We start from the raw sequence: 26057 nt of genomic DNA, 5'->3' as shown, positions 1-26057 counted from the left end.
AATTTGCTGCTTCTTTAAATAGAGATTTAAATGAGTATGCATTTTACACTTCAAAAATCTAATATTGCAAAACAATCGTCTATAAAAATCACAGGTTCAAAAAGTGAATCTAATAGATTGTTGCTATTACAAGCGTTATACCCAGAAATAGAATTGAACAATGTTTCAAATTCTGATGACAGTAATTTAATGACCAATGCATTAAAATCTTCATCTAAAGTGGTAGATATTCATCACGCAGGTACTGCAATGCGATTTTTAACCGCTTATTTTTCTATTCAAGAAGGAAGAGAAACGGTACTTACCGGTTCAAAACGCATGAAGGAGCGCCCCATTAAAATTTTGGTTGAAGCCTTAAAAGAACTAGGCGCCGAAATAAGTTATGTGGAAAATGATGGCTTCCCTCCAATAAAAATAATTGGAAAAAAACTTACCAAAAACAAGGTGTCATTAAATGCAAATGTGAGTAGTCAATACATTTCAGCGTTGTTATTGATAGCTTCAAAATTAGAAAACGGTATCGAATTAACCTTAGAAGGCGAAATTACATCGGTGCCTTATATAAAAATGACTTTAAGTTTATTGGATGAAATTGGTGTTGAGTCAACATTCAAAGAAAATACAATTACCGTAAAGCCAAACTCAAAAAAGTTAGAGGCTAAAACACTAACTGTGGAGTCTGATTGGTCATCGGCGTCATACTATTTTAGTATCGCAGCTTTAAGTCCTGTGGGTACCGAAATTACTTTATCATCATATAAAGAACATTCACTTCAAGGCGATTCGGCATTAGTTTCAATCTATAAACACTTCGGAGTTACTGCGCAGTTTCATGAAAATTCGGTAACCTTAACAAAGGAAAACACGACTTTAACACCGCTTAATCTAGATTTAAAAAACGCACCGGATATTGCACAAACCATAGCAGTTACCTGTTTTGCTTTAGGAATACCTTGCGATTTAACAGGGTTACATACCTTGAAAATTAAGGAAACCGACAGACTGGTCGCTTTAAAAACAGAAATTGAAAAGTTAGGTGGTAGCGTAAAAATCACTGATAAATCGTTGCATTTGGCAGCATCAACAGCAATTAAATCTATGGTGTCTATAGCAACTTATAACGATCATAGAATGGCAATGGCATTTGCACCTTTAGCTCTAAAAACCTCAATTGTTATTGAAGATGCTATGGTGGTTTCAAAGTCCTATCCAACCTTTTGGGACGACTTAAAATCTATTGGTTTTCAAATAACTAAATAATAATCACGCATTTACTTGACAACCCCTATCCTCAGATTGTATATTTGCAATCTTGTAAAAATTAAACACGCCTAAAAAATTAAATAATTTATGAAATTATCACACTTCGGCTTTGAGTTACCAAGCGAGTTATTAGCAGAATATCCTGCAGAGAATAGAGATGAATCTCGATTAATGGTTTTGAACAGAAAAGAACAAACCATTGAGCATAAAATGTTCAAAGATATCATCAACTATTTTGATGAAGATGATGTTTTAATGCTTAATAACACCAAGGTATTTCCAGCTAGACTTTATGGTAATAAAGAAAAAACAGGGGCAAGAATAGAAGTGTTTTTGTTAAGAGAACTAAACGAAGAACAACGCCTTTGGGATGTTTTAGTAGATCCGGCTCGTAAAATAAGAATTGGTAACAAGCTTTATTTTGGCGACGATGATACTTTAGTTGCAGAGGTTATTGATAACACCACATCAAGAGGGCGTACTTTACGTTTCTTATACGATGGGTCTTACAGAGAATTCCGCATCAAACTTAACGAATTAGGAGAAACACCACTTCCAAAATACATCAAAAGAGATGTAGAGCCTCAAGATGAAGAGCGCTACCAAACTATATTTGCTAAAAACGAAGGTGCTGTAGCGGCTCCTACTGCAGGTCTTCACTTCTCAAAACACTTATTAAAACGTTTAGAGATTAAAGGTGTAAAATTTGCAGAAGTGACGCTTCACGTTGGTTTAGGAACTTTTAATCCTGTTGAGGTTGAAGATTTGTCTAAACATAAAATGGATAGCGAAGAGCTAACAATTGATTCTAAAGCTGTTGAAATAGTAAACACTGCAATTAAAGAAAAACGTCGCGTATGTGCCGTAGGGACTACCGTTATGCGTGCTGTAGAAAGCTCGGTTTCGTCAAGCGGTTTACTAAACGAATTCGACGGTTGGACCAACAAATTTATTTTCCCACCTTACGAATTTAGCATTCCAAATGCCATGATTACTAACTTTCACACGCCAAAATCAACACTGTTAATGATGGTTTCAGCATTCGCAGGTCACGAATTTATCAAACGTGCTTACGACGAGGCTATCAAAGAAGGTTACAAATTCTATAGCTACGGTGATGCTATGTTAATCATCTAAAAGCTAAGGTTTTAAATATAAAAGGGTCCCGTTTTAGCGGGACTTTTTTTATGAATTATTTGGGCATTCCCCAAGGGTCGGGCTTTCACTACTCGCTTCCTCCTGCGTCGGCGAGCTTAAACATGCCGTTCAATCCCTAATGCAAATTACTGCTAGCATTTAAAAATCGTCAAGCAGTAATTCGGCAATCGTAAAACCTTTGCTTACTTTTGCAACTAATCGATTATAATTAATCCAAGTTTCAGGATTAAAACATGGAAATCAAGAAAAAAGACATACGTGCATTAACCAAAGAGCAACTCCGAGAATTCTTTGTGAATCAAGGCGATAAAGCCTTTCGTGGCAATCAGGTTTACGAGTGGCTTTGGCAAAAAGCAGCACATACTTTCGAGGATATGACCAACGTTTCCAAAGAAACGCGCCAAATGCTAGAAGATCATTTTGTTATTAATCATATCAAAGTCGATCAGATGCAACGTAGTTCAGACGGAACCATTAAGAATGCAGTACAATTACATGATGGTTTAATAGTCGAGTCTGTTTTAATTCCAACAAAAACCAGAACAACAGCCTGTGTGTCAAGTCAGGTAGGCTGTAGTTTAGATTGTAAGTTTTGTGCAACGGCACGCTTAAAACGTATGCGAAATCTGAATCCAGACGAAATTTACGACCAAGTTGTTGCCATCGATAACGAGAGCAGATTATATCATAATCGTCCGTTAAGTAATATTGTTTTTATGGGTATGGGCGAACCTCTTATGAACTATAACAATGTAATAAAAGCCATAGATAAAATAACATCACCAGAGGGATTAGGTATGTCGCCTAAACGCATTGTAGTGTCAACTTCAGGCGTGCCAAAAATGATTAAAAAAATGGCCGACGACGATGTGAAATTCAAACTTGCAGTGTCTTTACACTCAGCCATCGATGAGGTGCGAACATCGATCATGCCGTTTAATGCCACTTTTCCGCTTAACGATTTAAGAGAGGCACTTCAGTATTGGTATTCAAAAACTAAAAACCGAATTACTTACGAGTATGTGGTTTGGGATGGGATTAACGACAAAAGAAAAGATGTAGATGCCCTTGTAGAGTTCTGTAAATTTGCCCCTAGTAAAGTCAATCTTATTGAATACAATCCTATTGACGATGGTGAATTTCAACAAGCCAATTCGAAAGCCTTAGAAATGTATGTAAAAGTACTTGAAGCAAATAATATTACAGTAACTGTTAGACGCAGTAGAGGAAAAGATATTGATGCCGCTTGCGGACAATTGGCTAATAAATCTTAAATAAACTTATATTTGAACGTCTTTTAAACCAACCAATTGAAAGTAGTAGAACAAATAAAACAACCTATAGCCTACGAAATGGATCTTTTCGAGCAAAAGTTCCAGCTTTCTATGTCTAGCAAAGTGGCTTTGTTAAATAGGATTACGCATTACATTGTAAATCGAAAAGGCAAACAAATGCGACCTATGTTTGTGTTTCTTGTGGCTAAAATGGTTTCAAATGGCGAGGTGAGCGAGCGTACTTATCGTGGGGCATCGGTTATAGAATTAATTCATACGGCAACTTTAGTGCACGATGACGTGGTTGATGACAGTAATCGCAGGAGAGGATTCTTTTCTGTAAATGCCCTTTGGAAGAATAAAATTGCAGTTCTTATTGGCGATTTTCTGCTCTCAAAAGGTTTATTACTTTCTATTGATAATAACGATTTTGATTTACTTAAAATCATCTCGATAGCCGTTCGTGAAATGAGTGAGGGCGAATTACTACAAATTGAGAAAGCCAGAAAACTAGATATTACAGAAGCTGTTTATTACGAAATTATTCGTCAAAAAACAGCAACTTTAATTGCTGCTTGCTGTAGTTTGGGGGCAGCGTCGGTAAAACCAGAATCGCAACATGTTGAAACGATGCGCAAATTTGGTGAGTTAATAGGAATGGCGTTTCAAATAAAAGATGATTTGTTTGATTATGGCGAAGAGCAGATTGGAAAACCTACAGGTATAGATATTAAAGAACAAAAAATGACTTTGCCTTTAATTTATGTGTTAAATCAGGCCACTAAAAAAGATAAAAAATGGCTTATTAATTCCATTAAAAATCACAATAAAGATGTTAAGCGCGTTAAAGAAGTTATTGCTTTTGTAAAACAAAATAATGGCTTAGACTATGCGGTAACTAAAATGAAATCCTTTCAGCAGGAGGCGCTTCAACTATTAAATTTCTACCCCGAATCGGAATTTAAAAGTTCACTAATTCTTATGGTGAATTATGTTATCGATAGAAAAAAATAATTATTGCTGCATTTGTTGCTGTTGAATACGCTCTAAGTTTTGTTGGAAACTGTTGTCCGTTTCTAATGGAATGAAATTATCAGTTTGAGTCGTGCTATTCACCATGTTTTTTGACGTACTTACATGAACCTTAACATGCAATTCTGCCTCAACTTTCCCTTTAAAAACACCTTTTGCTGGCGAGCAATCGTTGTAATTTCTTCCTATGGCTAATCGCACATGATTTTCATTAGCGATGGCATTATTTGTAGGGTCAATACCTAGCCAGCCATAAAATGGAATGTACGCCTCAATCCATGCATGGGTAGCGCCTTCACCACGTGTAATAGCATCATTAGGGCAAATATAGCCGCTTACGTAACGGGCCGGAATCCCTAACATTCTAACCATTTGCAAAAGTAAAACAGTAAAATCCTGACAAACGCCCGCCTTTAATTTCCATACTTCTTCAATAGAAGAATCCACGTTAGTAATGCCTTTATGGTATTTAAAATTTTGGTAGATATATTCACATAGTTCTAAAACAGCTTTGTATGGCGATTTAGATTTTAAGTTTTTAGATTCTATTAGTTTTAATACATCTTGGCTACCACTAAATGGCCTATGCTGCAAAAAGTCTATAAAATTAATGTCTTGCTTTAACTTTTTTAGGGCTAACCATTGTGATGGTGTGTCTACACTATCATCCGGAAAAATTCTATCAAAAGTGATAACTTCAACATCCGATTCTATAACCAATTCACTATGTGGTTCAGTAATCATAAAAGTGCCTACCCTATTATTGTAAAAATCGGTAAAGGTTTCAACAAAAGTATTATTTGTTATGGTTAGGAAGTGCGAATTCACTTTCTGAAATTCATCATTAATAGGGTGGAGCCTAATTAACGTAGCGCCATCAATAACATCTTTACTATACGTGTATTTGGTAATATGTTTTATATAAAAAGTCGCCATAAATTAAGTATTAGAAAAGTAAACTGAATTGATATTCAAAGATATATTTCTAATATCTGCTTTAATATCATCTATAAAATTATGCAATCCTTGAGCATTAATACTTTCAATAGTAGTGTATTTAATTGTACTTTCAAGCTTTCCAAGTAAAAATTCCAAATTATTTTTCTCGAGCTCGTTGCTTTCTATAAGTTCATTGATGTGTCTGTTAAGTTTGTTAACACAATAATACACAGACCTTGGGAATAATTTGTCTTGAAACACCATTTTTATAACGTGATCTTCATTAAAGGTAGATTTATACGTTTTTAAATATAATTGGTAGCCTCCTACAGAAAGAAGTAAATTTTTCCAATACACAGTTTGTTCCAATTTATCAGTTGTTTTCGCAATATCTGCGAGTTTTAGTACGGTAAAATCTGAAATTTGAATAACACGTTCTAAATATTTACCAACATTTAAAAAATAATAAGAGGCACCGCGCTCTTGCGTGATATCTAAGGTGCCATTATAGATTAAATGATGACTTTTTAACTCCTCCAAAAATTGAACAGGGTCATCTTCTTTAAGTTTTTGAGGTAAATCTTTACGAGTAAGATGTAAATAATAGTTGTTGATGCATAACCACATTTCTCTTGATATGTGTTCTTGAACACTTCGGGCATTTTCTCTTGCCCTAGTAACAATATTAAGGAGTGAATTAGAATTATCAAGGTTGAAAACCATAAAATCGATGCATTCAATGGCGTCTTCAGTATAAAATTCGTTATCCGAAGTCGTGAAATTATTTATTATTGGTGTCCAAGAAAACAGTTCTGGAGAGTCTTGATTGGCATAAAAGTTTACTTTTAATAAACTTAAAATACCATTTCCACGTTCCATGTATCTTTCTAACCAAATAAGATTATTTGCTACTCTACTTAACATATATTGTTTTTTTTAAATTTATTGAAGTACCCAAGTATCTTTACTACCACCTCCTTGAGAACTGTTAACTACTAATGATCCTTTTTTAAGGGCGACTCTGGTAAGTCCGCCAGGGCAAATATCAATACCATCTCTACCAGAAAGCGCAAAAGGGCGTAAATCGATACAACGCGGTGTCAGTTGCCCATCAATATAACATGGCGCAGTCGACAATCTTAAAATAGGTTGTGCAATAAAATTTTCTGGTTTCTTTTTTACATTTTCTAAATAATCTTTTATTTCAGCTTCTGAGGCTTCATGCCCCATAAGCATACCATAACCACCACTACCATCGGTTTTTTTAATTACCATGTCTTTGATGTTTTTAGCAACGTAATCATACTCTTCTGGGTTACCCAATTGATAGGTTTCTATATTTTTTAATATTGGTTCTTCCTTCAAATAGTATTTTATCATGTCGGGCACGTAAATATAAATGGCCTTATCATCTGCAATTCCTGTTCCAGGAGCATTTACGATATTAACATTACCTTTTCTATAAGCCGCCATAATGCCGGCAACACCTAATACACTTTTAGCGTTAAATTCTAGTGGGTCTAAAAAGTCGTCATCAACGCGTCTGTAAATCACATCAACTTGCTTTAAACCATTTGTGGTTTTCATATAAACCGTATGGTTTTTAACTACCAAATCACTCCCCTCAACAAGTTCGATACCCATAAGTCTAGCTAATGTAGTATGCTCGTAATATGCCGAATTATATATGCCTGGAGTTAAAAGCACAATATTTGGGTTAGGTTTAATAGAGAGTTCTTTCAATTTTTTATAAAGCATGTTTGGGTAGTTTGACACCCCTCTAACATTACTTTTTGGTAAAATACCAGGAAATAATCGTTTTGAAATTTCTCTATTTTCAAGCATATAACTAACCCCAGATGGTGTTCTTAAGTTATCTTCAAGCACATAAAATTCACCATCATTATTTCGTATTAAATCAACTCCCGAAATATGCACATAAACGTCGTAAGGCACTTTCACACCCTTCATTTCTCTTAAAAAATTAGGGCACGAGTAAATCAATTCGGCAGAAATAATTCCATCTTTAATTATAAATTGCTCATTATAAATATCTTTTATAAATAAATTAAGTGCTTTAAGGCGTTGTTTGATGCCTCTTTCTATTTTATCCCATTCTGCTGCAGTTATAATTCTTGGTACAATATCGAAAGGAAATATTTTTTCGATACCTTCATTATCATTATATACAGTAAATGTAACCCCTTGTTTCATAAATAGCTGTTTCGATAATTCTTCTTTTTTATAAAGAATATCGGGTGAGGTTTTTTTAAGATATGCATTAATAACATCGTATTGCGATCTAATATTCGTAGGATCTGTATGCATTTCATCCCATGTTTTAGGGACTAATTCGTATGTAGAAGATAGCGCGTCGTTTGTCATATATATTTGCTTTTTAAAAGGAGAAAGTTGGTAATATATTATTAATCAATTTAAGGTTTTTTAATAAATAAATCATTGTTTACTTTATTTTGTTGCATATTATTTCGTATTTCAATAAAAACACTGCGAAAATTTATAGTTTTCTAATTCTGTTTACGTGAAAACCATCAATCTTTAAAAGATTCTTAAAAAAAATATAGATTCGAGGCAACCATTTATATAAAATTTACGTCTTTATAAATAGAAGTCTCAATGAAATATTCATATTTTAATTTTCTAATTATTGAAATACTTAAAATGAGTATTAATTCTGACCGATGAAAAAAAAGAGTTATCGACACATAAAATCATTTTTGAAAGTTATTCCGTTACATAAAAACGAATCGGCGTTGATAAAAAAAGCGATTAATAATAATCGTGAAGCGCAGCATGTACTTTTTGAATTACATGCCCCAAAAATGTTAAGTGTGTGTAGATATTATATAAAAGATTTGCAACAAGCTGAAGAAGCCATGTTAAACGGTTTTTTTAAAGTGTTTTCAAATTTAAAAAGCTTTAAAAGTGAAGGCAGTTTTGAAGGTTGGATAAGACGCATTATGGTAAGAGAATCTATTTCGTTTTTAAGACAACAAAAACATGTCGAGTTTTTATCTGATGAAATAGAAATTAATAACCAGCTAACCGATGTCATTCAAACCGATTTAGAAGTAGCAGAAATACAACAAATTATTGATGATTTGCCCGAAGGCTACAAAATGGTATTTGTTTTATATGCTATTGAAGGTTATAAACATCATGAAATTGCCAACTTATTACAAATTACAGAGGGCACATCAAAATCGCAATTATTTAAAGCTAGAAAAATGCTTCAGCAGAAAATAAAAAAATTAAACAACTTAAGTTATGGCACCAAATAATATTGAAAATAGCATAAAAGATAAGCTTGAAAAGAGAGCCTTAACACCATCGGTTGATGCTTGGAGCAAACTATCTAACAAGCTAGATATACAAGAAAAAAAACAAAATAATAAGGCATATTGGTGGCTTGGAATTGCCGCGAGTATTATTGGTGTTGTATTTGTGGTTTCTCAGTTCTTAAATGATAATACTCAAGAAATTGGCATACCAAAAATAGCCGATTCACCAGAGGTAATTCAGGACGAAAAATCGAATGCTATTGTTTTAGAAAATACAGATTTAAATACCGTTGAAGACCTCAGTGCAAGTCCTATTGAAATTCATGATCTTAAGAAAGTACAAGATATTGTTACTGTGGTTAAAAAGAATGAATTGGCTGAAAAAGAAGTAGCCAAAACCACAAGTATTGTTGAAACACCTAGGAAAGAACTGAGCTTTGAAGAACAGAAAATACAAGATGTTGTAGCTCAAGTTCAAATTATGAAAAATGAAAATCAAGAAATTACAGATGCCGATATTGAGCAACTGTTAATTGAAGCCCAGAAAGAAATTAAATTAAATAGATTAAATAATGAAACCCTAAATATGGTTGATGCCAATGCACTACTTCAAGACGTTGAACAAGAGCTAGATCAATCTTTTAGAAGTAAGGTTTTTGAAGCCTTAAAATCAAGTTTCGATTCGGTAAAAACTGCAGTTGCCCAACGTAACGATTAATAAAAAATTCAATCATCAAATCAATTAATTAAAATCAAAACGAACAGTTATGCAAACAATTACAAAACATGTGGTGCTTATTATCATGGCCTTAAGCATGCAACTTCTTTATGCTCAAGACACCATTAGAAACGTTAATAATAAGTATAAAATAGAAACACTAGAAGACATTAAAGAGCTCGTTAAAGAAGAAGAACGTAATTTCTTAAAAGCAGAAGTTGAAATTATTAATTCACGTTTAAGCAATGGTGAGATTACCCAAGAGGAAGCAGAAAATCTTAAAAAGCAATTGGCAAAAAAGCGCGCTCTAAATATTGAGAACCGGTTGGACATTATAAACAATAAAATTTCTTTATTAGAACGGAATGATGAAGGATATCACATTAACAATGAAGAGGATTTATCGAGAGTTGGTTTTAGTATTGGTGGAAATGACGACAGTTTCGCAGGTGTAAAAATTAATTATAAAAACAAACCTAAAAAATACGATTTACGAACTTCCAGCGATTTTGTATTAGCCTTTGGTTTAAATAATGCCATTATTGATGGTGAAAAATTAGATGATTCGCCTTATAAATTTGGAGGTTCTCGATTCTTCGAAATAGGTTGGGCGTGGAAAACAAGAGTATTTAAGAACTCAAATTTCTTGAGATTGAAATACGGGTATTCTCTTCAAATTAATGGATTAAAACCTACCGATAATCAATATTTTGTTCAGAATGAAGGCGAGACTTATTTAGAAGAATTCCCAGAAAAACTTAAAAAATCTAAACTTTCTATTACCAATTTAGTATTTCCTGTGCATTTTGAATTTGGCCCTTCAAAACGAATTGATAAGGATACTTATTTTAGATATTCCACAAAAAATCAATTTAAAATTGGCATTGGGGGTTACGCAGGTTTCAATATAGGTACAAGGCAGAAATTGAAATATGAACTGGATGGAGAGCGCATTAAAGACAAACAAAAGCGTTCGTTCAATACTACAAACCTCGTTTATGGTTTAAGTAGCTATATCGCATTTGATGATGTGGCACTTTATGTTAAGTACGATTTGTCACCTATATTTAAAAACCAGACGATAGACCAGAATAATATTTCGTTAGGAATTCGATTTGATATGGATTAGAAAGGGTTTTTATTCTAAGTCATCTTGTTTACAGAAAACTAATGCCGTGTCTGCCACAAATTTCTGTAACTTTTTCAAAATCTGGTGGTCCTGGAGGTAGTTTTGCTATTTCTTGAAACATCAATTCAATACCAGCAGGAAAAGCTGAAGTCATCATTTTAGCTTTTTCAGTTCCTATTACTTTCCATGAATGGGGAACGTTTTTAGGAGCAAAAGCCACATCACCAGGATTTAAAATAGTAGTTTGTCCATCTACCATGATTTCAATTTGGCCTTTAATAACTCTAAATATTTCATCTTCTAGAGTGTGAATATGAGGAGGAATACCAACACCTGGTTCAACATTATCAACCCATTCTACTATTTGGTTTCCAGTATCGCTTCCAACTAGTTTGTGGGTTTGTATATCGCCAATAACGTTTAATACATCACCTTCTGAATCTTTAACAATTTTAGGTTTGGCATTAGTAGAAAATGTGTTTTTGGCTTCTTGATTTTGGCCTTGAAGCAATTTAGGAACTAGCGCAAGGCCTAAACCTATACCTGTAGTTTGAATGAATTTTTTACGGTCCATGATTTTGTTTTATTGCAATTTACACTTTCAATTGTCTCATTGCCATGTGAAAATCACAGTAATCTCTTAGAATTTAGGAATTCCTAGCCCTTTCTCAATGCCGAAGGGGTTATTCCTGTATGAGTTTTAAAAAAGTAACTGAAATAATCGGGTGAAGAAAAACCTAAATCAAAACTAATCTCTTTTATTGATTTATCTGAGAATTTTAATGCGTGTCTGGATCGCATAAGTAATTGTTCTATAACAATGCTTTTTGAGCTCACAGAAAGTACTTCTTGGACACATTCATTAAGATATTTAGGTGTAATATTTAAAAGTTTGGCATAATAAGCTACATCATGATTTTCTAAAACATGTGCGTCAACAAGCGTTTTAAATTTATATACAATATTGGATTTAGAGTTGTTGTTCGAGGCTACCGATTTAATATTACATTGCCCGTCGCAATAAACAAAAAAGGTGTAAAGTAAAGAAAGTATAGCATCCTCTTTATGATTGAGATGAGAACCTGCAAGTTCATCAATCATTTCAAGTATGGCCTGAGTTCTTTTCTCAATTCCTGGACTTAATTTAAAAAGAGGAATTTCGCCAGAGTTAAAAAGTCTTACCTTATTGATATGAAGATTGCTTAACGCCGGATTATTCAAAACTGTTTTAGACAAATATAAAATATAGCCTGCAGAGGTTGAACTGTCTTTTTTCAATACCTTCCATTGATGTCTTGGGTCTAAGAAAAAAATAGAATTAGAGACATCCTTATAGAAAACACCATTTAATTCAATGCCCTTTATTTTGTTTTTAATCCAACAAAAAGCATAGTTTTCACTATTGGGTTTTACTGTAATCTCTTTAATTATTTGCGATATGTTAATTGAATCTTCAATCATATTTTACAAATTAAATAGCCTGATTAAGATTTACAGTTATGGATTTAGAATATTTTGTATCGTTTAGTATATGCAGAAGATTAGGTATTATAATATGAGTTAATGTTGGTTGAACACCTAATTTAATAAATATTATCTTAATAGAAAACAGAAAAACTTAAGAGTCTAAGTATCAGTGTCAATATGACATTTTGACCAATGAAAAAATGACAATTATTCTGAAATTTTAAGAAATTAATCATGTTTTTATGTCATTTTTATTTTGGTATTTTTTTTGCATTACACTCAATGAAAAAATAATATTTTCAAATTTGAAATCATGTTTAATTTAAAATTTTGTAATTATGAGCAACTTAGTTAATGTTCCTAAAAACGGAAGTTTATCAAACAGTAATTCAAATGTAAGCTTCCCAAATTGGTCTAACTGGATAGATGATTTATTCAATAGAGATTTACCTTCGGTATTTACCTCAAATTTTAATACCGGAATGTCTTTACCGAAAGTTAATATAAAAGAAACTGCTGATGCATATCTTGTAGAAATGGCGGTTCCCGGACTTAAAAAATCAGATTTCCATATAGACATTGATAATCAAGTTCTTTCTATTTCAACTGAAACGAAAGATGAAAAAGAGCTTGAAGAAGAGAATTACACAAGACGCGAGTTTGGTTATGCTTCTTTTAAAAGATCGTTTACACTGCCAGAAAGTGTTGATGATGATAAAATAAATGCGAAATATAATGAAGGTATTTTAACAGTGCATTTGCCTAAAAAAGAAGAAGCAAAGCAAAAACCAGCTAGAAGTATTAAAATTTCATAATTGATAAAGTCATTTTGGGATTTAATTACATAAAAGGAGGTACATATTTAGGCCTCCTTTTATTTTTTTAATCGTTTGTCAAACCAATCAATTATCATAGCATTCAATTCTGTTTTATATTCTGAAAAGTAATGGTCTGTTTTGAACTTCCTTAATTCATGGTCATATTTTATTTCCTTTAACTTATTGGCAATTTGATCTGCTTGTTCAGGATTAGCTCTTTTGTCGTTTGTTCCGCATAAAATTAAAAGACTACTATTTTTATCTAATTCATCTGCCCAATAAATTACCGAACGTTTTTTTAATTCCGATTCTTTATTATTCCAATAGTCAGGAATACATTCAGCAAACACATTGGTTTCCATTTCTGGTCTCATCTTGGTTGTGTCAAACAAGTTGGATACACCATTACCGACAATTGCTGTTTTTATTTTGTCAGATTTTTGTAGCGCTAAATAAGTCATCATGCCACCTCTGGACCAACCAAACATGCCTATACAATTCGGTTCGGCTTTATCAATATCTTTTACGGTTTTGGTTAAATTTAGTACATCGTTTATATCCGCACCTCCAAACTCGTCTTTTTCACGGTAATTACTACCAATTATCACGTAACCTTGTTCGGCTAGTTTAGAAGTGTACATAATCATTGTTGCCACCGTTAAACCTCCAAAATCTCTATTCCCACCACGATTGAAAATCACAACTGGGTATTTTCCTTGATTTTTCGGTTCTATTAATATGCCTTTAACTTTTAGGCTGTCACTTTGGTAGGTAATAAAATAGAAGTTCAATTTTTTTAAATGCTCAAAATTTGGTTTCAATTCATCGTCTTGAGATATGGTATTCCAAATAGGTGTTTTAGAAAGATCAACTAATCTTTTTGAGAGTAGTTTTCCGTTTTGAGCAAATCCAAAACTTAAAAAGAGTAAGAAAATAATGGATGATATAATTCTGTTCATCGGTTGGGTTAAATAACAGCTAACTTCTTTTATTAAACTTTACACTTGCCCAAAGTAATGACTTATACCACTCAATATACTTTGTACAGCGTAAGATGCTAGAATGAGTCCCATAATTTTACTGATGACTGTAATTCCGTAACTCCCGATGCGCTCTTGTAAATGATTTGCAGTTAAAAGTATTAAACAAGTAATCCCAATTACAACCAATACAAGTCCGGTTGTAATGCTTTGTTGCTGGATGGTGTAAATATGATTATCAGTCATTAAAACTACGGCCATTATTGCTCCTGGTGACGCTATTGAAGGTATGGCTATTGGAAATATGGTAACATGTTTATAGTCTGTAATTCTGTTTTTTTCTTGCTCTGGTTTACCATCGCCAAATATCATTGTTAATGCGAAAAGGAATAGAATAACGCCTCCTGAAATTTGAAAAGCATCTAGAGAAACCGACATGCCTTCTAAAATTAACTGCCCAATAACAATAAAAAACAGTAGGATAAAAAAGGCCATGACCGAAGCTCTTATGGCAATTTTTTTCTTATGTGCTATGTCAAATTCCTTTGTGGCTTCAAGATATACAGGAATAGATCCAATCGGGTCAATAACTGCAAATATGAAAAACAAGGTGGTTATATATTCTGCCATATTATTTTATGCGTATTGCTTTTGTGGTGAATGAAAGTCCTTGTTGTCCAACAGTAGAATTCATAATACCTTCAAATAAAGGTTCCGGACAACCTTTTGGAATGTTCCATTCAAAAATAAAATTCGACCCCGTTCCTCCCGATGTATCAATTTCATCAATTATAATTTCAGTAGTTTCCATTGGCGCCAAAAAAATGGGCTTTTCAAAATATGTTCTTACTAGTACACCGTGTGTATCAAAATACTTGGCTTTTAACAAGTAAATAGTGTCTGTGTCACTGGTGTTTCTCAAACTAACCATGGCTGTTAAATTGTGCGTTTTATGTTCAGACATGCTATAAATTTGCGAGTAAATAGAAAGATAAGATTTCCCGTATTCTAGTGAATCTTTAGTGCTTATGTTAGCCGTTCGTTTCGACCAGTTTTCTGGATTTATTGAACTGATTTCTTTGGTTTCGTTACATCCCAAAACTAGAACTAAAGCGATTATTAGATATTTTATTTTCATAGTCTTTATTTCTATTTATTCATTTTTATCAAGAGTCATTTCAAAAAACTGGTTCCAGTTACCTTCTCTTTGATATTCTCCTTTTTCATACCACTGACCATTTTCAGTTAACCAAATGATATATCGTACATTTTCATTGGGATACCAATACAGTTTGCTATCAATTAATTCCGCTTTAAACTCTGCGTTTTGCCCGCTAGGGAGGTAAGATCTGAATAAATAATTATCATCATTTTTGTTGTAAGTAAGAATGGCAAGAGCATCATGAATTGTTTTCCCGTTTGCCATTCCTTTTCCTTCAATATGAATTGCGGTTGAGTCGAGTTTGAAACTAATATCTTCGGTTTGAACAAAATTTGATTTCCCTTGGCGTCCCATCATCCAGCCTGAACCCTCCCATTTTCCTACCATAAATTGTAATTCTGATATTTTGGATTTTGATATGGAATCGGTTTTTGAAGATTGTGAGAATGCAAAGTTAGTCATGAAGAAAATAAGTAGGATATGACATAATATTTTCATGAAATCTGGTTTTATCGGGTTATTAAAAAAAGAATTTGGTTTAGAAATTTGTTCAAGACTAATTTAACAAAAAGAATCGAGGCTTCGAGGTATTTAGCAGGAATTTAAAAATTCTGTATTCAGAAAAACATGCAATTGGGAGCTGCTTGTTGCTACAGTGATTTAGCACGTTATTATTTTTTCATTTTCATAGCGCATAAAATTCCTCTAAAATCTTTGCTTTCCAATTATCGTTTTCTTTAAACTGAAGTAAAGTACCGCCCCAAATCTCATCTGGATGCGTCATTATTTTCTCAATAATCATATTTATATGCGGAAAGGATATCAGTTCCTTTGCTTTATTTTTTGAAAGCCATTTTACTTCTGCAATGCCATTAGGCAATTTTATTTTTCCATCTTTTATATTTGCGGAATAAACAATTCTCAAAGATGTCGAGTGCTTTTCATTTAATTCTCTTTGCAGTAAAAAGATGCCATGTAGTTTTAGATTTTTTAATTCAATGCCGTAAGTTGATGCGATACTATCTAACCCTGTTTTACTGTGTTGTTTTTTAGTTTGATAAAGTCCAGGTGTTACCCAAAAATCGGTATTCTCAATGTTTACAACCATGAGTTCATTTTGAGAATTTAAAATTAATAACCTATGAAATATGGCTATATCTTTTTCAACTTGGGCTTTTACTGAATGAAATAAAAAGATGAGAATTACGACGATAATTTTTTTCATAATTGTTGGTATTATGGTTGTAATAAAGTTCCTAAGTATGGTAAATCTCAAGTTGATTTACTCACATTTATATACATTTCAAACGTACTTCATCCTTTAAATATAGTCTAAAAAAGTCATTTTAATAACCATGATACCAACTCGCGTTATTCAGCTTTTTTAATATTAATAACCGAAATGTAAATTCCAATGGCTAATGAAATTCCAATAAATAAAAGCGAAAACCATTCAGGAATATCCACAAAGTTTGCTGTCATTAATTTTATTGAAACAAACAAGAGTATAGAAAAAACACTGTATTTTAAATATTTAAATTTTTCAAGCATATTTGAAAGAAAGAAGTAAAGCGAACGTAAACCCATTATAGCGAATATATTCGAACTATAAACAATAAATGGGTCTGTGGTTACCGCAAAAATAGCTGGTATACTGTCTAAAGCAAATAGTAGATCTGTAAATTCAATGGTTAACAATGCGCCAAAAAGAGCCGTAAAAACGCGCTTACCGTTAATTTTGGTAATAAATTTTCCTCCGTCAAGTTCGTTACTAAATCTAAAATATTTCATGATGCTTTTAGGCTCTTTAGCATCCTTATGTTCGGCTTCTTTTTTTAACATTTTTAGAGCACTGAATAGAAGTAACAGACCAAAAATTATACTCATGCCATGAATTTTGTGTATAAGCACAAGTCCAACACTTATTAAAATGGCTCGAAATATAATGGCACCTAATATGCCTAAAAAAAGTAATTTGTGTTGGTATTGGCTAGGGATTTTAAATGATGTAAAGATAATTGCGATAACGAATAAATTATCAACACTTAAAGAGAGTTCAATAATATAGCCAGTTAAGTATTTAACTAGCGCTTGATTAGGGGTTAAATTATTTATATTCTCAACAAGAGATTGACTATAGCACCAATACAATATTCCGGAAAATATTAAGGCATTTGAAATAAAGAAAATGGTTTCGAAAATCGCCTTTTTTACTGAAGTTACTTTATTCTTTTTATGTAGTACAAAGAAATCTATAAATAAAAGAATCAGCACATAAATAATTAAAATGATCCAAGGCGTTAAATGATTCATACGATTCAATAAATATTTAGTGTCAGCATTTAGTTTCGCGTTTTCAAATCAATTATAAATCAGCGAACTTTTACTGTGTAATGGAAAGATAGCAAATTGCAATGAATTCTAATTGGAAATTTAACCCAAATAGTAACTTGTTGTAGTATGTTCACAATTAAGTGTTTGTAATTTAAATATAGGTTAATAGATAGCCAATAGATGCACTGCCTAAAACAATAAAGGCACTATTCAATTTTTTAAAAACGAATACAACAACCAAACTTGCAATAGCTATGACGATTGTTCGCCAATCTGTTAAAGTATCTTTTGCCATTTCTAGACAAACAGCAATAATTAATGCTACTGCGGCTACATTTACGGCATTTAAAATGGCGCCAAGAATGTTCGATTTTCGCATTTTTGGAATTAATGGGTTTAATACCAATACGAAGAAAAATGACGGCAGGAAAATTCCAATTGTTGCAGCCATTGCTCCTGTTATTCCATGCATTTGCCAACCTATAAAAGTAGCAGTAGATAGAACAGGGCCAGGTGTGATTTGTCCCACAGCAACGGCGTCAATTAAAGCTTGTCTTGTAAGCCAACCATTTGCTACTAGTTCAGAATCGAGAAATGCAAACAAAACATAGCCACTGCCATAAAGTATGGCGCCAACTTTTAAGAAGGTTAAGAATATTTTAAAAACTCCAATTTTAGAAGGATCGGCTATCTGAAAAATAATAAGCGGTATGAAACTCTTTAAATTACTAGTATTTTTTTTAAACAAATAAATGCTTAAACCAAGTAGACCGCAACCAAAAAGGGCGATTATTTCATTAACACCCAATAAGCAAACCACCAAAGTTATAATGCCTAAAATGGCGAGCTCCATATCTTTTACTGCCTTTTTTCCTAGGCGGTACGCTGCCATAATTATAATGGCAATAACTGCAGGTTTAATACCGTAAATAAAAGGCTCAACGTTAGGTAGTTGGCCGTATTTCTGATAGAGCCAAGCAAAAATAGCAGTGATAACTACGGCAGGAAAAATAAAACAAAAACCAGCAACAAATAGTCCTTTCCAACCGGCTCGTTCGTAGCCGCAATGCATGGTCATTTCAGTAGAATTTGGGCCAGGAATTAGATTGGTAGCGCCAACAAGATCTAGAAAGTGTTCTTGGGTCATCCACTTTCTTTTTTTAACAACCTCATCTTCCATCATGGCGATATGAGCTGCAGGACCGCCAAAAGCAATACTTCCTAATTTAAAGAATAATTTCGCTATTTCTTTTAGTTCATTTTTTTGAGCCATTACATGTTCAGTTCAAAAGTTTCACGTTAGCATGGTTTTTAACTTTCTACACTAGTTTACTAAAAGTCTGTTGTTATTTTCTACAAGAACACTCATGATGTTTTTCGAGATACGCAATGGTTTCCATACTTAGTTCTTCCACAATTGGAATATTTATGTCTGCCAGTTTTTTAAAATAAATACAAGCTTTTCCCATTTTGAATTTCCCTAGGTCTTTCAAAAGTGCATCACTTTTTTCTGTTTTTGAATAGACGTATAGGGAGAATTGCGCTTTTCTTGGTGAGAAACCTAATAAAGGAGCATCACCTTCATGACCACTTGCATATTTATAGTGATAGGTTCCAAAACCGATTATTGTCGGCCCCCACATTTTTGGTCCAAAACCAGACCATTCACTCATTAATTCTATTAGCTTGTAGCTATCGGCTTTCTTTTGATCGTTGTCTACATAAGATTCAATAAAATCAAATACATCTACTTCAGTTTCAGTTGTTTTATTTTTAACCATTTCTTTAATTGTGTTAAGTGCTTTAAAATGCCTGCCTAAGTGTTCGTGTGTGATTTCGGAGTAATAGAACTAAGATAGTAAATTAACAGAAACCTATAATTCATAGCATCTAGTTTTCCGAATGAAATCAAGCGCAATCAACTATACCCGTTGTTGGCGTGTCGTGGTTTAATTTAATTATTATAGTTTTTTATCTTTCGTTCGTCACGAATTTCACCTACATGATAATATGCTAAGATTTGCTCAATGAGATTGTCTTTTGCGTAATACCATTCACTTACATCCAAACTAAATTCTTGACCTTGTTTCGCTGTATATCTTACACATGCTTTATTTGATTCATAAATTACATCGTGAATCTTAAATTCATATCCCAGAAATTTATCCTTATTTTCTTCAATTAAGTTTGTATACGCTTTTTTTCCTTCTATGATCCCGAAAGGGCTTGTGTGTTTGAAATTTTCAGAGATTGGCAAATTAAGAAAATCACCTTTTTCCCATTTGTCAAACCATTGTTTCACTAAATCTTTTAAGTCCATTTTATAAATTAGTATCGCAATTTAGTATGTACGCCAACGTGTTTGTAACAAATTAGTTGCTCGGTTTAGCCCCTAATTTAATAAACAATAACGAGCTCGAGAAAATTTAGAAGAAATAATCCAAACAAGAAACGGCCAAAGCAATGAATTATACACGTTGTTGGTAACTGGTTTTTATTTTGAATAAGCACCTGAAGAATATGTCAATTCATAACTATGCGTGTAGATTTCAAATACAATTCCAAACGGGTCTTCAACATAACACATTTTGAAAGGCTTGTCATCTGGATAGTATGCTCTTATTGGCATTCTTTGTTTTCCTCCATAAGACAAAATTTTATCAATGAGTTCTTCAATATTTGGGTCTTGTACACAAAAATGAAATAGACCGGTATTGAAAGGATTAAATTCAGGTGCTTCTTTAATTCCATTCGGAAAAGAAAATAATTCTATTCCAATACCGTCAGAAGTTGCTAAATGAGCGATTTCAAACGACGACCAATCATTTCCGAAAACGTCAATGCACATTTGACCAATAGCAGTTTCCTTTTCTTTTTTGACTTCTGAAGGCTCCATAATTATATACCAGCCCATTACTTCTGAATAGAATTTAACGGCCTCTTTAATATTTGGAACTGTTAATCCGATATGCGAAAATGATTTTGGATAATTTTTATTCGTTGTCATAAGTTATATTTTAGATTGCAAAATTAATCTATATTTGCCTAATCGGCAATAACTTACTAAAAAGTGGTATAGTTACTAAAATGAGTAAAATAATGATAATCAATAATTTAAAGTTGTAATTTTGATGAAAGAAAATAGTTGTCCATTAAATTATACTATGAATTTAATAGGAACAAAATGGAAACCTTTAATTCTATTTCATTTATTAGAAGGCGGTTTACGTTCAGGAATATTACAAAAGAAAATTCCAGAGATTTCAAATAAAATGTTTACGCAAACAGTAAGAGATCTAGAAAAAGATGGACTTATTTCTAGAAAAGTTTTTCCTGTAGTTCCTCCTAAAGTGGAATACAGATTAACCACTAGAGGGAAATCACTTGAGAATATTTTAAGAAGTTTGGATAAATGGGGACTGGAAGATTGTCAGAATTAATTTAATGTGCACGATTTCAAACTTGTTGTTTTACGGTTTTGTGAATGGTTAGTTGCGTGTTTAAGCAACTAATTTAGCAAACAAAACCGAACGCGAGAAAATTCCGCAGGAATATTCGTAAGCAGTCTATAACAAGCAATGAATTATAAACGTTGTTGTGCCTGCCTGGGTTAGGTAGGCTTTCGTTATTCTTTAATTAGTATTTGAGTTATAACGCCATTACTTCTTTTCAGGACGTGCTGCCCCTTTTCATTTTTGTATAACCTTATAATCGCAGCCCTACCGGCAAAATAATAATTGTCCTGATGCCAATATAATTGGGTTTGGTTGTCTTCCGTTTTAATGAATAGTTCGTTGTTTTCAAAGATTAAGGAAAGCCTTTGGCGAATCCCAAGTCCTTCTGAATGGATGTAATCCCCTAAAAAGGATTCAACGTCATCTTTATTGGCTGAAAGTCTTAAAACTTCTGGAGTCTTGGAGCCATGATTCCCTAGTAACGAATCAATTTGATGGTACAGATCTGTAGCCTCAAACCTGAATACAGATGATATAAAGGCCACACTACGAAAGGCTTTCATGTACTCTGCCGTCCTGTTTTTCAAAAAAGGATCATCCAATAGATATTGTCTGGCTTCTTTTGTAGTAAAGTTGTTGAATTGATGTTCTGCATGATTTGGATCTATGTATGCCCGGTTATACCTGCTGTCATCAGCTTTTGCAATTAAGGTGGCATTACTGTCGGTAATATCTTCTTGTGTTACCGTATATAGTCCATTTAATCTAGGGATGAGCACAGAGTATTTATCCGGCAAATTTTCCAGATTGTGCATCAAGCGCTCATAACCTCCTCTATTAACACTAAAATTTACAAAACCATCATATGGCCGTAACTCATAGGGTGTAGATTCCACCGTTAATAAGTCCTTATAAACTTTATAAGCCATTGAGTCTTTTCGAATATAATGTTTGAATATTCGCTTGGAGTCTTTTATATCAATAAGAATATCTTCTTGTATCTGGGTAAGGATAGTTCTAATTTTTTGCTCGTTTTTAGAAGCATTATAGGCATCATTTATGGCGACAGCAATCAAGATCCCTATCACCACTAGAAAGATCTCGCCAATGGCGTATTTGAAATACTTTCCAGTTTTATTTTTTTCCATAAGATCGTATCTAATCTTTCTAAAAAACTTAATCATATATCTAATTTAAGCATTTAGTCTGTCCGCAAGCGGCTATCTCAACCAAATGTCCAATGGACATTCGATTTTGTTGTACAAAATTATGTTTCGATAATCTAAAGAATTTAATCATTGTTAGCGGTTTCTGTTAATGAGCTATAAACGGTGTTGTACTTTCGTTATTTCTCAATATCTTCTTCAATTAATACTATAGTTTTTTCTACTATGTCTAGAATATTTTTACAAATTGATGCTATGTAGGAATTATTTGATGAAGCTAAAACATATGTATTTTTTAAACTTTTATCACCTTTAATCATTTCAATATTCTGTTTTAATAAAATGGAATCATTTTTATCAAAATCCACTTTTTTCGCATTAAACATAAGCTCATAATCGATAGAATTAATATTTTTTTTATAAAGAAATTCGTGATACTCATATTTTAAATGTTCTTCCATCATTGCAAGTTGCACATATTTTGAATTTAAATTTAAAAGATGTTGTCTTATTTCATTACTATTAATTAATGACAATTGACCGGAACTTTTAAGTTCGCTAAATGAGTTGTTGTTTGGGTGATGAACTCTCCAAATAAATGCTCTGAACTGATTTTTATTGAAAGAGACTAAATCTTGTTGTCTTTTTCCATCAATGTAATCCCTTATAGTATCAGAAGCTTTAGATTGTGATTCTTTAAATTTTATCATTTTTTCTAAAGCAATTACTTCTTGATTTAAATCTTGAAGAATATTATTTAGATGTACAATTTCATTTTTTCTCAAATCACTATTCTCTCGACTAATATTTAATTGCAAAGCAATCAAAATACCAATAACAACAAGTATAATTTCTCCAATGGCGTATTTAAAATACTTTCCGATTTTTCCCTCCGAAAGTAAATTTTGTCTAATTTTTCTAAAGAATTTTATCATTAGTGGTTAGTTTCTTTAAAGGTAGGAGAATAAATGAATTTGGGAATTCTGATAATGAAACACAACGTGTTTGTGTATGGTTAGTTGCATGTTTCAGCAACTAATTTAGTAAACAAAAACGAACACAAGAAAATCCCGAAGGAATTTTCCAAATAAGCAACAACCAAAGTAATTAATTAGACACGTTGTTGTGCTTAGATTTAATTACTAAGTTATCTGTTTTAATTACTTGCCATATACATTTGTATCATTAGTATACTGTCCATATATGCATGGGCTAAAATTAAAATCCAAAGTCTTCTTTTCAATTTGATGTAGCAGATACCTAAAGCTAATCCCATAAATCCTGTTTGTACCATTCCCATTGGGCCCCACGAATAATGGATAAGTCCGAAAATAATTGAACTAAGGATTATTGCAATTGTAATAGCTTTTCTAGAATCAGTTCCAATTTGAGAAATTCGGGTTATTAAAAATCCTCGATAAATAACTTCTTCACCAAATGAAGAAACGATGTAAACACCTGCTAATGTTAAAAGTAGCATGCCAATATTATCTTTCAAATAATCATAACCAGTCAAGTTTGCACCTTCTGGAATGCCTGTTATATTGGCCATAATAATAGACCCTATTATAAAACCGGCTAATGCAAGAACAAAAACTAAAAGAGAAAGTAGAAACACTTTAATACCACCTCTCCAAGAAATGGAATTAAAGGTCAATCCAAAGTCTTTCCAACTTTCTCCACGAAGTTTAAGACCGATCCAAACGTAAATCAGCATTAGAATATTTGCTATCCAAAGTACAGTTTGCATCAAAAGAGGCTTGTTCTTAGCGAGAGGAAGTATTAGTAAAATAAAAGCATAGGCAAAAATGAAAAGGAATATAATCTCTCCTATTTTAAATATCTTATTCTTTTGCAGTTGATTTCCGAGTTTGGTCAATGGAACCTTATTTACTTTTTCGATCATTGATTCATCCTTTTTAATTTAAGCATAACGGTATTGTATGGGATTAGTTGTGTTGGCTAGGTCTAAGTTAGTAAAAGGAAACGAACCTTAGGAAAATTCCGCAGGAATTTTCTGAGTTCACATAACATCAACAATTAATTATATTCGTTGTTAGGTGCAGTTTTATATTTAGTTAAGTGCTCTATAATAGCTTTTTCTACTTCTAAATAATTTGATTGAATCAGCCAATGACCTCCATCCAATTTTAGAAAAGTATAATCGCCTTTCATATACTTATGATTATTTTCGGCAGCAACTTTACCAATTGCTAAATCATTTTTACCCCAAATAAATAGAGTAGGTGTTACAATATCTCCAACAGGTTGATTCTTGCCTTTTTTAAAATTCGCTCTATAATAATTTAATGCAGCTGTTAATGTATACTTTCTTCGAAAAACAGTAAGATAATTATTCAGTTCTTCAGGTGAACTGTGTTTCCATAATTTTCTGAATTTTTCAAAATCATTTTTACGTAACATAATTTCCGGAATAATAGGAAATAAGAACCATCCTATGTAACGACTCTTTTTTCTTTGTTCATTATCCATTTTAATAGCTTTTCTAAAACCTCTAGAGTGAGGAACAGATAGCGCTGTCCAGCTAATTATTTTTTCGGGATTATGATAGACAATATTCCAACCTATTCCAGCTCCCCAATCATGAGCTATGAGATGAAATTTATTTACATTAACAGCATTAACAATATTCAAAATATCATCACTTAATTTTTTTATCGTATAGTTTTTTACTCCTTTCGGACAAGCATTCTCACTGTAACCACGCATATCTGGTGCCAAACAATAATATCCTATTGAAGATAGTTTTTCCATCAAATTCATCCACATAAATGAAGTTTCTGGGAATCCATGAAGAAATATTATTAGCTCGTTTTCTTCATTACCTAAAACTCTACAATCAAATTCAAATTCTTTCGTTTTAATTTTTTTTATTTGCATGATTTTTAGATAATTGCACCTAACGTTTATTTATAAGAATAGTTGCGGGTTAATATGCGTTAATATTCGGTTAAGTACTGACGTTAGCAATTCCGAGTGGATTCGGACGTCGTCGAATCCGCCGTAAATGCGGTTATACATTGTTAGCCTTTCGTTATTTCTTTATTAATTAAGTCAACAACTTTTTTGTTCAATTCTTTCATTCTTTTGTAATCATCGATAATCAATGAATTCGTAAATACTGAAACGACAAATCCATTCTTAAAGACTTTATTATTAATCAGTCTATCTATTTCTTCCCTTGAAAGCTCTATCTTATTATCAAATTCTCCATTGTTAGCATAGAAAACAAAGCTTTGGGCAAAAGGGTCTAAATCAACAGTTCTAAACCAAGGATCATAAAAATAGTGCTCCATATCATTTCTCAAATGCTCTCGATATGATATAATTTGTTTGTGGATTAAGTCTAAATTTAAAAGTTCATTTTTTATTGATTCGTTTGAGATTATTGTAAAATTTCCAGAATTCAATAATTCTACGAAAGTGTTGTTATTCCGCTGAAATTCTTGCCAGATGCCCACATTAAAGGTATGGAAGTTAAACATTTGAATATTCTCTACAGGCTTTCCATTAAAATGTTCAAGAGCAATTTGGGCAGAGTTCACTATACTTTCTCTAATACCAATGTAGCGTTCAAGTTCACTTTCTTCAAAAACTAAATCACTCTTTAAATTTTTCAAGAATTGTACTTCTTTGGCTCTTTGTTTATTTAATTCGTTATTGTTGTTGATTTGTAATGCTATTAAGATTCCAATTACTACAAGAACTATCTCTCCAATTGCATAAATTAAATACTTACTGAATTTATTTTCAGAAAGTAAATTTTGACGAATTTTTCTAAAGAATTTTATCATTGGTTAATGGTTAGTCATAATGAAGGCTAACGTGTTTGTGTATGG

General features: G+C 32.5%; 29 protein-coding genes. 9 read left to right on the top strand and 20 right to left on the bottom strand.

What is annotated here, in order from left to right:
* Positions 1-36: 36 nt before the first annotated feature.
* From aroA to O5O44_RS15550, 4 genes are all read left to right on the top strand, one after another.
* The gene (aroA, locus tag O5O44_RS15565) at positions 37-1260 is read left to right on the top strand and encodes a 3-phosphoshikimate 1-carboxyvinyltransferase (RefSeq protein WP_289196452.1); all 1224 of its coding nucleotides are present in this window, start codon (positions 37-39) and stop codon (positions 1258-1260) included.
* Between the two features lie 90 nt (positions 1261-1350).
* Positions 1351-2400, top strand: a complete 1050-nt coding sequence (gene queA / locus O5O44_RS15560; RefSeq protein ID WP_289195128.1) for a tRNA preQ1(34) S-adenosylmethionine ribosyltransferase-isomerase QueA — start codon at positions 1351-1353, stop codon at positions 2398-2400.
* A 254-nt stretch (positions 2401-2654) separates the two neighbouring features.
* Positions 2655-3695, top strand: coding sequence for a dual-specificity RNA methyltransferase RlmN (gene rlmN / locus O5O44_RS15555; protein WP_019387775.1), 1041 nt, complete (start codon positions 2655-2657; stop codon positions 3693-3695).
* 36 nt (positions 3696-3731) lie between these two features.
* Positions 3732-4709, top strand: a complete 978-nt coding sequence (locus O5O44_RS15550; protein ID WP_289195127.1) for a polyprenyl synthetase family protein — start codon at positions 3732-3734, stop codon at positions 4707-4709.
* On the opposite strand, the gene O5O44_RS15545 is transcribed toward O5O44_RS15550, so the two are convergent.
* From O5O44_RS15545 to O5O44_RS15535, 3 genes are read right to left on the bottom strand one after another with little or no spacing between them, the layout of a single operon-like run.
* The gene (locus tag O5O44_RS15545; protein ID WP_289195126.1) at positions 4710-5663 is read right to left on the bottom strand and encodes a transglutaminase family protein; all 954 of its coding nucleotides are present in this window, start codon (positions 5661-5663) and stop codon (positions 4710-4712) included.
* A 3-nt stretch (positions 5664-5666) separates the two neighbouring features.
* Positions 5667-6590: an alpha-E domain-containing protein gene (locus O5O44_RS15540; protein ID WP_289195125.1), complete on the bottom strand. Its 924-nt coding sequence runs from the start codon at positions 6588-6590 to the stop codon at positions 5667-5669.
* 18 nt (positions 6591-6608) lie between these two features.
* Positions 6609-8051 carry a circularly permuted type 2 ATP-grasp protein gene (locus tag O5O44_RS15535; RefSeq protein ID WP_019387779.1) on the bottom strand — a complete coding sequence of 481 codons (1443 nt, stop codon included), beginning with the start codon at positions 8049-8051 and terminating at the stop codon, positions 6609-6611.
* A gap of 317 nt (positions 8052-8368) precedes the next feature.
* Here O5O44_RS15535 and O5O44_RS15530 point away from each other — a divergent pair, with 317 nt between their 5' ends.
* The 3 genes from O5O44_RS15530 to O5O44_RS15520 are packed head-to-tail and all read left to right on the top strand — an operon-like array spanning position 8369 to position 10815.
* Positions 8369-8968, top strand: coding sequence for an RNA polymerase sigma factor (locus O5O44_RS15530; protein WP_289195124.1), 600 nt, complete (start codon positions 8369-8371; stop codon positions 8966-8968).
* A complete protein-coding gene (locus O5O44_RS15525) occupies positions 8955-9686 on the top strand; it encodes a hypothetical protein (protein WP_289195123.1) in 732 nt (243 codons plus the stop codon). The genes O5O44_RS15530 and O5O44_RS15525 overlap by 14 nt, the downstream gene beginning before the upstream one ends.
* A gap of 49 nt (positions 9687-9735) precedes the next feature.
* Positions 9736-10815 (top strand): hypothetical protein, encoded by a 1080-nt coding sequence (locus O5O44_RS15520; protein ID WP_289195122.1) that lies wholly within the window; start codon positions 9736-9738, stop codon positions 10813-10815.
* A 28-nt stretch (positions 10816-10843) separates the two neighbouring features.
* Here O5O44_RS15520 and O5O44_RS15515 read toward each other — a convergent pair whose 3' ends face one another.
* Positions 10844-11389 carry a cupin domain-containing protein gene (locus O5O44_RS15515; protein ID WP_289195121.1) on the bottom strand — a complete coding sequence of 182 codons (546 nt, stop codon included), beginning with the start codon at positions 11387-11389 and terminating at the stop codon, positions 10844-10846.
* 83 nt (positions 11390-11472) lie between these two features.
* Complete coding sequence (locus O5O44_RS15510) at positions 11473-12276, bottom strand: helix-turn-helix domain-containing protein (RefSeq protein WP_019387784.1); 804 nt, start codon at positions 12274-12276, stop codon at positions 11473-11475.
* Positions 12277-12620: 344 nt separating this feature from the next.
* On the opposite strand from O5O44_RS15510, the gene O5O44_RS15505 reads away from it, so the two are divergent.
* Positions 12621-13097 (top strand): Hsp20/alpha crystallin family protein, encoded by a 477-nt coding sequence (locus O5O44_RS15505; RefSeq protein ID WP_019387785.1) that lies wholly within the window; start codon positions 12621-12623, stop codon positions 13095-13097.
* A 59-nt stretch (positions 13098-13156) separates the two neighbouring features.
* On the opposite strand, the gene O5O44_RS15500 is transcribed toward O5O44_RS15505, so the two are convergent.
* The 10 genes from O5O44_RS15500 to O5O44_RS15455 form a co-directional block, all read right to left on the bottom strand.
* Complete coding sequence (locus O5O44_RS15500; RefSeq protein ID WP_289195120.1) at positions 13157-14059, bottom strand: alpha/beta hydrolase family protein; 903 nt, start codon at positions 14057-14059, stop codon at positions 13157-13159.
* A gap of 39 nt (positions 14060-14098) precedes the next feature.
* Positions 14099-14710: a MarC family protein gene (locus O5O44_RS15495; protein WP_289195119.1), complete on the bottom strand. Its 612-nt coding sequence runs from the start codon at positions 14708-14710 to the stop codon at positions 14099-14101.
* Between the two features lies 1 nt (position 14711).
* Positions 14712-15218 (bottom strand): DUF3124 domain-containing protein, encoded by a 507-nt coding sequence (locus O5O44_RS15490; RefSeq protein WP_289195118.1) that lies wholly within the window; start codon positions 15216-15218, stop codon positions 14712-14714.
* A gap of 15 nt (positions 15219-15233) precedes the next feature.
* The gene (locus O5O44_RS15485; protein ID WP_289195117.1) at positions 15234-15740 is read right to left on the bottom strand and encodes a hypothetical protein; all 507 of its coding nucleotides are present in this window, start codon (positions 15738-15740) and stop codon (positions 15234-15236) included.
* A 187-nt stretch (positions 15741-15927) separates the two neighbouring features.
* Positions 15928-16467 carry an NUDIX hydrolase gene (locus O5O44_RS15480; protein ID WP_289195116.1) on the bottom strand — a complete coding sequence of 180 codons (540 nt, stop codon included), beginning with the start codon at positions 16465-16467 and terminating at the stop codon, positions 15928-15930.
* Positions 16468-16613: 146 nt separating this feature from the next.
* Positions 16614-17555 carry a TerC/Alx family metal homeostasis membrane protein gene (locus O5O44_RS15475; RefSeq protein WP_289195115.1) on the bottom strand — a complete coding sequence of 314 codons (942 nt, stop codon included), beginning with the start codon at positions 17553-17555 and terminating at the stop codon, positions 16614-16616.
* 172 nt (positions 17556-17727) lie between these two features.
* Positions 17728-18849: a chromate efflux transporter gene (chrA, locus tag O5O44_RS15470; RefSeq protein ID WP_289195114.1), complete on the bottom strand. Its 1122-nt coding sequence runs from the start codon at positions 18847-18849 to the stop codon at positions 17728-17730.
* A 73-nt stretch (positions 18850-18922) separates the two neighbouring features.
* Positions 18923-19357, bottom strand: a complete 435-nt coding sequence (locus O5O44_RS15465) for a DUF1801 domain-containing protein (RefSeq protein ID WP_289195113.1) — start codon at positions 19355-19357, stop codon at positions 18923-18925.
* A 173-nt stretch (positions 19358-19530) separates the two neighbouring features.
* Positions 19531-19896, bottom strand: a complete 366-nt coding sequence (locus O5O44_RS15460; protein WP_289195112.1) for a nuclear transport factor 2 family protein — start codon at positions 19894-19896, stop codon at positions 19531-19533.
* Between the two features lie 174 nt (positions 19897-20070).
* Complete coding sequence (locus tag O5O44_RS15455) at positions 20071-20583, bottom strand: VOC family protein (protein ID WP_289195111.1); 513 nt, start codon at positions 20581-20583, stop codon at positions 20071-20073.
* 124 nt (positions 20584-20707) lie between these two features.
* On the opposite strand from O5O44_RS15455, the gene O5O44_RS15450 reads away from it, so the two are divergent.
* A complete protein-coding gene (locus tag O5O44_RS15450) occupies positions 20708-21016 on the top strand; it encodes a winged helix-turn-helix transcriptional regulator (RefSeq protein ID WP_434088357.1) in 309 nt (102 codons plus the stop codon).
* A 185-nt stretch (positions 21017-21201) separates the two neighbouring features.
* On the opposite strand, the gene O5O44_RS15445 is transcribed toward O5O44_RS15450, so the two are convergent.
* The 5 genes from O5O44_RS15445 to O5O44_RS15425 form a co-directional block, all read right to left on the bottom strand.
* Positions 21202-22119, bottom strand: a complete 918-nt coding sequence (locus O5O44_RS15445) for a hypothetical protein (protein WP_289195109.1) — start codon at positions 22117-22119, stop codon at positions 21202-21204.
* 257 nt (positions 22120-22376) lie between these two features.
* Positions 22377-23132, bottom strand: coding sequence for a DUF6090 family protein (locus O5O44_RS15440; RefSeq protein ID WP_289195108.1), 756 nt, complete (start codon positions 23130-23132; stop codon positions 22377-22379).
* A 221-nt stretch (positions 23133-23353) separates the two neighbouring features.
* Entirely contained in the window at positions 23354-24103 is a 750-nt protein-coding gene (locus O5O44_RS15435; RefSeq protein WP_289195107.1) for a CPBP family intramembrane glutamic endopeptidase, read from the bottom strand.
* A gap of 134 nt (positions 24104-24237) precedes the next feature.
* Entirely contained in the window at positions 24238-25098 is an 861-nt protein-coding gene (locus O5O44_RS15430) for an alpha/beta hydrolase (RefSeq protein ID WP_289195106.1), read from the bottom strand.
* 143 nt (positions 25099-25241) lie between these two features.
* Positions 25242-26012: a DUF6090 family protein gene (locus O5O44_RS15425; RefSeq protein ID WP_289195105.1), complete on the bottom strand. Its 771-nt coding sequence runs from the start codon at positions 26010-26012 to the stop codon at positions 25242-25244.
* Positions 26013-26057: the final 45 nt, after the last annotated feature.

The sequence above is a fragment of the Algibacter luteus genome, assembly GCF_030344935.1.
Taxonomy (GTDB): domain Bacteria; phylum Bacteroidota; class Bacteroidia; order Flavobacteriales; family Flavobacteriaceae; genus Arenitalea; species Arenitalea lutea.
Note: the sequence above shows the minus strand (reverse complement) of the source record. Positions and strands in the feature narration are given on the sequence as shown.